The following is a 6,271-nucleotide window of genomic DNA, read 5'->3' on the forward strand; positions in this document are numbered from 1 at the left end:
ACCATCGTCTCACGCACGTGCGACGATGCCCGGATGACGTGGCACACCCTCGAACGACGCGAGCTCGCGCAGGCCCTGACCGACGCCGGCCCCGACGCCCCGACGCTGTGCGAGGGCTGGCAGGCGCGCCACCTCGCCGCGCACGTGGTGCTGCGCGAGGGCTCGCTGGTCGTCCCCGTCGGGCTCGCGGTGCCGCCGCTCGCCGGCCGCGCGGAGCAGGCGATCGAGGACCTCGCGCAGGCCGGGCTGAGCGAGGGCGGGTTCCGCGACCTCGTCGCGCGCGTCGCCGCCGAGCCGCCCGCGTGGCACCCCATGACGTGGGCGGGCGACGCCGCGAACCTCGTCGAGTTCTTCGTGCACACCGAGGACGTGCGCCGCGGCGCCGGGACGGGCGAGGACCGCGCGCTCGAGCCGGAGCGCGAGCAGGCGCTCTGGTCGCAGCTGCTGCGCGCGGCCCGGCTGACCTACCGCAAGGTCGCCGCGGGCGTCGTGCTCGTGCGCCCCGACGGTGTGCGCCGCGTCGTCAAGCGGCCCGCGCGCGGGTTCGGGACCGTCGTGGTGCGCGGGTCCGTCGCGGACCTGCTGCTGCACGGCTTCGGCCGAGGCGCCGCCACGCGGGTCACGGTCGAGGGCGCGGCGTCCGACGTCGACGCGGTGCGCGAGGCGCTGCCGTTCCGCTGACGGCCCGGCGCCGGGCGCTCAGCGGACGGTGACGCCCGCGTCGCGCAGCGCCTGCTTGACGTCGCCGACCGTGAGCGCCCCGAAGTGGAAGACGCTCGCGGCGAGCACCGCGTCCGCGCCCGCCCGGGCCGCCTCGACGAAGTGCTCCGGGGTGCCCGCGCCGCCGCTCGCGATGAGCGGGACCCGGACCTCGCGGCGCACGGCGCCGAGCATCTGCAGGTCGAAGCCGGCGGTCGTGCCGTCGGCGTCCATCGAGTTGAGCAGGATCTCCCCCGCGCCGAGCTCCGCGGCCTGCGCGGCCCACGCGACGGCGTCGATCCCCGTCCCCTGCCGTCCGCCGTGCGTCGTGACCTCGTACCCCGAGTCGGTGCGCGTGTCGCCGGTCACGCGGCGGGCGTCGACCGACAGCACGAGGACCTGGCTCCCGAACCGCTCGGCGATCTCCGCGATGAGCTGCGGGCGGGCGATCGCCGCGGTGTTCACTCCCACCTTGTCCGCGCCGGCGCGCAGCAGGCGGTCCACGTCGTCGGTCGACCGGACGCCCCCGCCGACCGTCAGGGGGACGAAGACCTCCCCGGCGGTCCGGCGCACGACGTCGTAGGTCGTCTCGCGGTTGCCCGACGACGCCGACACGTCGAGGAAGGTGAGCTCGTCGGCGCCCTCGGCGTCGTACCGGTGCGCGAGCTCGACCGGGTCGCCGGCGTCCCGCAGGTTCTCGAAGTTGACGCCCTTGACGACGCGGCCCGCGTCGACGTCGAGGCACGGGATCACGCGCAGTGCGAGCGACACGGCTCAGCCCTCCGTCGTCGGTTCGGTGCCGTCGCCGGCGGGTGCGGTCGCGTCGGGCGCCGGGGCGTCCGCGGGGGTCGTGGCCGCGCGGCTCGCGAGCAGGTCGATCACGAACACCACCGTCTGGCCCTGGAGCTCCTCGCTCTGCGTCACGCCGAGCGGGTACGACGGCGGGACGACGAGCATGACCTGGCTGCCGACGGGCTGCTCGACGAGCGCCGACCACGCCGGGACGCTGTCGAGGGAGAACCACACCGGGCTCCCGCTCGTCCACGTCGACTCGAACGGCGCGCCCGTGGTCCACGAGAAGCCCGTGTACTGCACCGTGATGACGTCGCCCTCGGCGACCTGCTCGCCGGTGCCGCGCAGGAGCTGCTGCGTCACGAGCTCGGTGGGCGGCTCGGCGGCCGAGGGCGTGATCGACGGGGAGCCGTCGTCGGCGAGCGCGACGGCGGGGAGCCCCTCGCGCGGCGTCATGACCTCGCCGGCGGCGCGCGTGGGCAGCACGTCGAGGACCGTCACGGTCGGGAAGTCCGCGGCGCCGTTGCCCGGTGCCGGGCTCACCTTGCAGCAGCCGTGCCCCGACGCGCTGGCCGCGCAGCGTCTCGTAGAGGTCCTCGCCGAGGTCCTCGGCCGACAGGATGCGTGCGGTCGGGTTCGTGGAGTAGCTCTCCTTCACGACCGTCGCGTCGGTCGCGTCCTCGAGCCAGAAGTCGACGAGCGCCGGTCGCCCCTCGACGAGCTCCGGCCCCGAGCCCGGCCAGATCACCGTGGAGACCGTCTCGTCGACGCTGAGCGGGGTGCGGTAGGTGATCGTCGGGCGCTCCCCCGGCTCGCCCGAGACGACCACGTCGAGCGTCTCCTCCTCGGGTGCCGTGCACCCGGTGACCAGCAGCGCGACCGCCACCGCCACGGCTCCCAGACGTCGCACGACGCTCCTCTCCGCTCGCATGTCGGCCCACACTGTACGGGGACGGGCGGCGCGCCCGGGAACGCATTCGCGCCCCGGCGGCACCCGCGCAGGACCCAGCGGGCGCCGCGCGGGGGCGCTCCGCGTGCGCGTCGGCTGCCGGTCGGGACGGGTGCCGCCGACGCGTCACATCGACTCGATGAGCCTCTCGACCCGGTCGTCGACGCTGCGGAACGGGTCCTTGCACAGCACGGTCCGCTGCGCCTGGTCGTTGAGCTTGAGGTGCACCCAGTCGACCGTGTAGTCCCGGCGGGCCTCCTGCGCCCGCCGCACGAAGTCGCCCCGGAGCTTGGCGCGCGTGGTCTGCGGCGGGACGGCCGTCGCCTCGAACACCTCGAGGTCCGTCGTCACGCGCTCCACGAGACCGCGGGCGGCGAGCAGGTTGTACAGCCCCTCGGTGCGGGAGATGTCGTGGTACGCCAGGTCCATCCGCGCGACCCGCACGTCGGACAGCTCGAGGCCGTGCTTGGCGCGGTACCGCTCGATGAGCCGGTACTTGATGACCCAGTCCAGCTCGCGCTCGACGAGCGACAGGTCCCCCGTCCGGATCGCGCGCAGCCCGCGCTCCCACAGGTCGAGGACCTGCTTGACGACCGGCGTCGCGTCGACCTCAGAGTCGACGAACTCCTTGACCCGCGCGAGGTACTCCTCCTGCAGGTCCACGGCCGTCATCGACCGCCCGTTCGCCATCGCGACCGGTTGCGTGCCCGTCATGTCGTGCGAGATCTCGCGGATCGCCCGGATCGGGTTCTCGAGCGCCATGTCGCGCATGGGGACCCCGGCCTCGATCATGCGCAGGATCAGGTCGGTCGAGCCGACCTTGAGCATCGTCGTCGTCTCCGACATCGACGAGTCCCCGACGATGACGTGCAGGCGCCGGTAGTGCTCCGCGTCGGCGTGCGGCTCGTCGCGCGTGTTGATGATCGGCCGTGACCGCGTCGTCGCGCTCGAGACCGCCTCCCAGATGTGGTCGGCGCGCTGCGAGAGGCAGTACACCGCGCCGCGCGGCGTGGAGAGGACCTTGCCCGCGCCGGTGAGGACCTGGCGCGTGATGAGGAACGGCACGAGCACGTCGGACAGGCGCGAGAAGTCGCCCTGGCGGCGCACGAGGTAGTTCTCGTGGCAGCCGTAGGAGTTGCCGGCCGAGTCGGTGTTGTTCTTGAACAGGTGGATGCGCCCCGCGAGGCCCTCGTGCTCGAGCCGCTGCTGCGCGTCCGCGACCAGCCCCTCGAGGATGCGCTCGCCGCCGCGGTCGTGGGTCACGAGCTGGCGCACGTCGTCGCACTCGGCGGTCGCGTACTCGGGGTGCGAGCCGACGTCGAGGTACAGCCGCGAGCCGTTGCGCAGGAACACGTTCGACGAGCGTCCCCACGCCACGACCTTGCGGAACAGGTACCGGGCGACCTCGTCCGCGGACAGGCCGCGCCCGTCGTCCGACGCGCACGTGACGCCGTACTCGGTCTCGAGACCGAAGATGCGACGGTCCATGGGTGCCTCCTCGTCGTCAGTGTCCCTCAGGGTGCGCCGCCGGTGCTCGGCGGGCCGGTGCGCCGTGCGCCCCGCGGACGGGTGCCGGCCGGCGCCCTCAGGGCTGCGGGACCGCTCCGAGCAGGTCCTCGAGCGCGACCCCGGAGAGCCGGCGGAACGCGCGACGGGGACGGGTCCGGTCGAGCACCGCGACCTCGAGCTGGCTCGCGGGAATGCGCCGGGGGTCACCCTCCGCGGGGGTGCCGAGGACGCGCACCGCGAGCTCGAGCACCTCGGCGAGCGGGAGCCCGGGGCGCCAGCCGTCCGCGAGCAGCACACCGAGGCGCTCGGCCTCGCCGCCCATCACGACGTACCCGTGCTCGTCCGCGACCGACCCGTCGTACGACAGGCGGTACACCTGGTCGGCCTCGGCGCGGTCCCCCACCTCGGCGACGACGAGCTCGACCTCGAGCGGCTTGGACTCGGTCGTGAAGACCGTGCCGAGCGTCTGCGCGTACGCGTTCGCGAGCCCGCGCGCGTTGACGTCCTGCCGGTCGTAGGAGTAGCCGCGCAGGTCGGCGTACCGGACGCCCGCGACGCGCAGGTTCTCGAACTCGTTGTACTTGCCGACCGCGGCGAACGCGATGCGGTCGTAGATCTCCGAGATCTTGTGCAGCGCGCGCGAGGGGTTCTCGGTGGCGAACGCGATGCCGTCGTCGTACTGCAGCACCACGACCGACCGGCCGCGCGCGATGCCCTTGCGGGCGTAGTCCGCGCGGTCCTTCATGAGCTGCTCGGGCGAGACGTAGAACGGCATGCTCATCGCTGCTCACCTCCTCGTGCGAGACGGCTCCGGTCGTGCTCGGCCCGGCGCGCGGTGGTCACGTCGCCCACGACACGCGCGAGGTCGTCGTCGGGGACACGGACGTAGCCCGCCTCGGTCACGGTCGCCACGACGGGCCAGATGCGCCGGCTCTCGTCGGGCCCGCCCGTCGCGGAGTCGTCGTCCGCGGCGTCGACGAGCGCCTCGACCGCGACGCGCACGCCGCCGGCGACGTCGAGGCCCGGGCGCCACAGCTTCTTGAGCGAGCCGCGCGCGAACACCGAGCCCGAGCCCACGCTGTGGTGCTCGTGCTCCTCGTAGCGCCCGCCCGTGATGTCGTAGGAGAAGATCCGCCCGCGGTGGCGGTCGAGGTCGAAGCCGCAGAACAGCGGGACGACCGCGAGCCCCTGCATCGCGAGCCCGAGGTTGCTGCGGATCATCGTCGCGAGGCGGTTGGCCTTGCCGTCGAGCGAGAGCAGCGTGCCCTCGATCTTCTCGTAGTGCTCGAGCTCGAGCTGGAAGAGCCGGACGAGCTCGACCGCGAGGCCCGCGGTCCCGGCGATGCCGACGGCGGAGAACTCGTCGGCCGGGAAGACCTTCTCGATCTCGCGGCTCGCGATCGTCGGGCCCATCGTCGCGCGGCGATCGCCGGCCATGACGACGCCGCCGTCGAACGTCAGCGCGACGATGGTCGTCGCGTGCGGGGCGGACGGTGCGTCCACGGATGGCAACGGGCGGTTACCGGGCAGGAGCGAGGGGGCGTGGCCGGCGAGGAAGTCGACGAAGGACGGCGACCCGGGCGTGAGGAACGCGCTCGGGAGCCGCCCCGGGGAGGCTGCGTGATCCGGACCCATCGAGGCTCACTGACCGCCCTTCTGCACGAACCCGCGCACGAACTGCTCCGCGTTGGACTCCAGGACCTCGTCGATCTCCTCGAGCAGCGCGTCGACCTCCGCGTCGCGGGCCTGCGCGGCGGGCGTCGCGGGTGCGGGCTCCGGGGCGTCGACCGGCTCGTCGTCCTCGCGACGGGCCCGTCCGTGTTCCTGACCAGCCATCGTGACCTCCCGTGTGTCGTCGGTCGTGCCTCGGACGGACGCGCGTGCAGGTGCCGAAGCGCCCCGCGTGCGGCCCGCTCACTCCACCCTAGGCCCTGCCCCGGACGTGCGACGGCCGGGGCGACCGCGGCGCGGACGGGTGAGTCGCGCGCCCGCTCCTGTGCACAGCGGCGGGCGGTGACCCGGCATGGGCCAGGATGCCGCCATGCCTCTCGCGCAGGGCCCGAGCCCGAGCCCCGACCCGTACGCCGCCGTCCGACGCCTCCTGGCCGACGCGACCGCGTGCCCGTCGTGCGCCGCGGCGCTCACGACCGCGCGCTGCGCCCGCTGCGGGCTCGATCTCACCGGGCCCGACGCGCGCGAGCTCTGGTCCCTCTCGCAGCGCGCCGTCGGGGCGCTCGACGCCCGGCAGGCGCACCTCGCGGGGATGCGCAGCCGTCAGGGGGCCGCGGCCGGCGCGCAGCGGCGGGCCGCCGCAGCACCCCC

General features: G+C 74.3%; 8 protein-coding genes. 2 read left to right on the plus strand and 6 right to left on the minus strand.

What is annotated here, in order from left to right; translation table 11 throughout:
- Nucleotides 1–33: 33 nt before the first annotated feature.
- Nucleotides 34–681 carry a TIGR03085 family metal-binding protein gene (locus tag CCE01nite_RS20060; protein WP_034634345.1) on the plus strand — a complete coding sequence of 216 codons (648 nt, stop codon included), beginning with the start codon at nt 34–36 and terminating at the stop codon, nt 679–681.
- Between the two features lie 18 nt (nt 682–699).
- On the opposite strand, the gene hisF is transcribed toward CCE01nite_RS20060, so the two are convergent.
- The 6 genes from hisF to CCE01nite_RS20090 form a co-directional block, all read right to left on the minus strand.
- Nucleotides 700–1,470 (minus strand): imidazole glycerol phosphate synthase subunit HisF, encoded by a 771-nt coding sequence (gene hisF, locus CCE01nite_RS20065; RefSeq protein WP_034634346.1) that lies wholly within the window; start codon nt 1,468–1,470, stop codon nt 700–702.
- A 3-nt stretch (nt 1,471–1,473) separates the two neighbouring features.
- Complete coding sequence (locus tag CCE01nite_RS22280; protein WP_246056780.1) at nt 1,474–2,034, minus strand: FKBP-type peptidyl-prolyl cis-trans isomerase; 561 nt, start codon at nt 2,032–2,034, stop codon at nt 1,474–1,476.
- Between the two features lie 532 nt (nt 2,035–2,566).
- The gene (gene pafA / locus CCE01nite_RS20075; RefSeq protein WP_034634348.1) at nt 2,567–3,928 is read right to left on the minus strand and encodes a Pup--protein ligase; all 1,362 of its coding nucleotides are present in this window, start codon (nt 3,926–3,928) and stop codon (nt 2,567–2,569) included.
- 97 nt (nt 3,929–4,025) lie between these two features.
- The gene (gene prcA, locus CCE01nite_RS20080; RefSeq protein WP_034634350.1) at nt 4,026–4,730 is read right to left on the minus strand and encodes a proteasome subunit alpha; all 705 of its coding nucleotides are present in this window, start codon (nt 4,728–4,730) and stop codon (nt 4,026–4,028) included.
- Nucleotides 4,727–5,584, minus strand: a complete 858-nt coding sequence (gene prcB / locus CCE01nite_RS20085) for a proteasome subunit beta (protein WP_034634351.1) — start codon at nt 5,582–5,584, stop codon at nt 4,727–4,729. Before prcB ends, prcA begins: the two co-directional genes overlap by 4 nt.
- 6 nt (nt 5,585–5,590) lie before the next feature.
- Nucleotides 5,591–5,785, minus strand: a complete 195-nt coding sequence (locus CCE01nite_RS20090) for a ubiquitin-like protein Pup (RefSeq protein ID WP_034634353.1) — start codon at nt 5,783–5,785, stop codon at nt 5,591–5,593.
- Nucleotides 5,786–5,990: 205 nt separating this feature from the next.
- On the opposite strand from CCE01nite_RS20090, the gene CCE01nite_RS20095 reads away from it, so the two are divergent.
- Nucleotides 5,991–6,271 (plus strand): hypothetical protein (locus CCE01nite_RS20095; RefSeq protein WP_141372907.1); only part of this gene is annotated, 281 nt, incomplete at its 3' end.

This window comes from Cellulomonas cellasea (assembly GCF_006538745.1).
In the GTDB taxonomy this organism is placed as follows: Bacteria; Actinomycetota; Actinomycetes; order Actinomycetales; family Cellulomonadaceae; genus Cellulomonas_A; species Cellulomonas_A cellasea.

Coding starts and splice junctions, on each gene's coding strand:
- CCE01nite_RS20060 (WP_034634345.1), top strand. CDS start 34: ATGACGTGGCACACCCTCGAACGACGCGAGCTCGCGCAGGCCCTGACC.
- pafA (WP_034634348.1), bottom strand. CDS start 3,928: ATGGACCGTCGCATCTTCGGTCTCGAGACCGAGTACGGCGTCACGTGC.
- prcA (WP_034634350.1), bottom strand. CDS start 4,730: ATGAGCATGCCGTTCTACGTCTCGCCCGAGCAGCTCATGAAGGACCGC.
- prcB (WP_034634351.1), bottom strand. CDS start 5,584: ATGGGTCCGGATCACGCAGCCTCCCCGGGGCGGCTCCCGAGCGCGTTC.
- CCE01nite_RS20090 (WP_034634353.1), bottom strand. CDS start 5,785: ATGGCTGGTCAGGAACACGGACGGGCCCGTCGCGAGGACGACGAGCCG.